The sequence below is a fragment of the Endozoicomonas sp. ONNA1 genome, from assembly GCF_024606325.1.
Taxonomy (GTDB): Bacteria; Pseudomonadota; Gammaproteobacteria; order Pseudomonadales; family Endozoicomonadaceae; genus Endozoicomonas_A.
This window is the reverse complement of record NZ_JAHHPN010000969.1, coordinates 1-1755: the sequence shown is the minus strand read 5'-3', so window position 1 is coordinate 1755 and position 1755 is coordinate 1. Positions and strand designations below refer to the sequence as shown.

General features: G+C 48.3%; 3 protein-coding genes. 2 read left to right on the top strand and 1 reads right to left on the bottom strand.

Annotation, left to right across the window (positions count from 1 at the left end):
• Positions 1–187 (top strand): HIT domain-containing protein (locus KDK19_RS23400; protein WP_257293065.1); only part of this gene is annotated, 187 nt, incomplete at its 5' end.
• An 81-nt stretch (positions 188–268) separates the two neighbouring features.
• Here KDK19_RS23400 and KDK19_RS23395 read toward each other — a convergent pair.
• Positions 269–679 (bottom strand): OsmC family protein, encoded by a 411-nt coding sequence (locus KDK19_RS23395; RefSeq protein WP_257280504.1) that lies wholly within the window; start codon positions 677–679, stop codon positions 269–271.
• Positions 680–1094: 415 nt separating this feature from the next.
• On the opposite strand from KDK19_RS23395, the gene KDK19_RS23390 reads away from it, so the two are divergent.
• Complete coding sequence (locus tag KDK19_RS23390; RefSeq protein ID WP_257293064.1) at positions 1095–1580, top strand: superoxide dismutase family protein; 486 nt, start codon at positions 1095–1097, stop codon at positions 1578–1580.
• The last annotated feature ends 175 nt before the right edge of the window (positions 1581–1755 follow it).

Sequence of the window (1755 nt, the reverse complement as noted above, 5' to 3'; positions counted from 1 at the left end):
GACTTTCGAAGATCAGGCTGTATTGGGAAAGATGGCGCTGGTGGCCAGTCAGATTGCCAAAGATGAAGGCTTTGCTGAAGACGGTTACAGAACGGTGATGAACTGCAATAGTCATGGCTGTCAGTCGGTTTATCACATCCATCTTCACCTGATTGGTGGACGACAGATGAGCTGGCCTCCAGGCTGATGAGCCTTGCCTGAAACTCTGGCCGTGGGAAAACGCTGCTTTTGAAGTCCGGATCTTCCCGCTAAAGCGTGAGTTCAGGCTTCAAGCTTCTATAATCTCATAGCTGTGGGTGATTTCGACACCACCCTTGCCGAGCATCATGGCGACAGAGCAATACTTGTCTGCAGACAGTTCTATCGCACGCTGCACATGGGACTCTTTTATTGCTGTGCCCTTCACCACAAAGTTCAGATGAATTTTGGTGAAGACAGCGGGTACAGCATCGGCACGCTCAGCTTGAATAACAACGTGGCAGTCAATGACCTTCTGGCGAGCTTTTTCCAAAATACCGATCACATCAACGGATGAGCAGCCGCCCAGCCCCATCAGAATAAGCTCCATCGGGCTGGGTGCGGATTTAACACTTCTATCTGCGTCCATGACAACAGAGTTATTACTGTCACTCAGTCCCAGAAAGCGTTCCTGATCGACCCATTTGACTTGTGCTTTCATTACAGCGTGTTTCCTTTCTTTAAGATGGCTCTCAGCATTAAACCCACAAGCTTCGGAAATCAGGAGCCTGTCATGGGTGTTTGTTATGTGAGCAGCCAGACAAATATCCCCATCGTCTTTTATCAGAATCCAACGGGTATCAAGTGACTATCTTACCTCAGTAGAGAGAGGTCAGGCTAACCGGGATTATTTTATGATGGTCATTTTCTGTGAGTACTACCCATTAGGGCTTGGGCTCATCGGAGTAGTGATACTGAGCGATCGGAGGCGATGTAATAACAGTGAGGAATGTTAATGAGCTTTTTTGGAACAAAAAAGTAAAAAACCAGTTTTTTCAGGCTGTGTATTAAGTAAACCCGAATAAGCATGGCTATATTGCTGTTTTAGTGTCTTATTTCTCCTGGAGTTGACAATCATGTTCAGTAAACTCAGTGGGTTATCGGGTGTAGTGGTCGTGACAGTCTTGCTATCTGCTTGTACCTCCTCCAATGAAAGCTTTACGGTCAAGGTGAATCAGGTTTCTCCTTCCGGGGTGGGCGCTGACCTGGGAACTGTCACTGTTACGCCAGCTCCAGATGGGGGAGTGGAATTTACGCCCAATCTTCATGACCTGCCACCAGGAGAACATGCTTTTCGTGTCCATGAAAACCCCAGCTGCGAAGCCGGCTCGAAAAATGACATGATGATGGCGGCACATGCAGCCGGGGCAGCTCTTGATAGTTTGCCCGGACTTACTGTAGACGACAAAGGTTTTGCTACAAATTCTGTGGTAGCCAGGAATTTGAAGCTGACTGATCTGGAAGGGCGCTCGCTGGTTATCGATTCTGACGTCGATACCAGTAGCGACAACCCTCCGTTAAAGGGGGGTGGTACAAGAGTTGCCTGCGGGATTATCAAGTAGCGAATAAGGTTGGCTGCTGAGCATGGAGGAGGCACTTCTATCCGTGGTAAAGAAGTGCCTTCTTTCGGGATTTCGCCTTAACTGAAGGTCTGATGTTCCGCGAAAAGAGTACATTGGTCATGGCTAGCAGCCTGTCGGACTTAAGGCTGTCCTACTGCGGTTGCAATAAATTGGT

Excerpts from the sequence above, each read along its gene's own strand:
- KDK19_RS23395 (WP_257280504.1), bottom strand. The coding sequence starts at position 679 with ATGAAAGCACAAGTCAAATGGGTCGATCAGGAACGCTTTCTGGGACTG.
- KDK19_RS23390 (WP_257293064.1), top strand. The coding sequence starts at position 1,095 with ATGTTCAGTAAACTCAGTGGGTTATCGGGTGTAGTGGTCGTGACAGTC.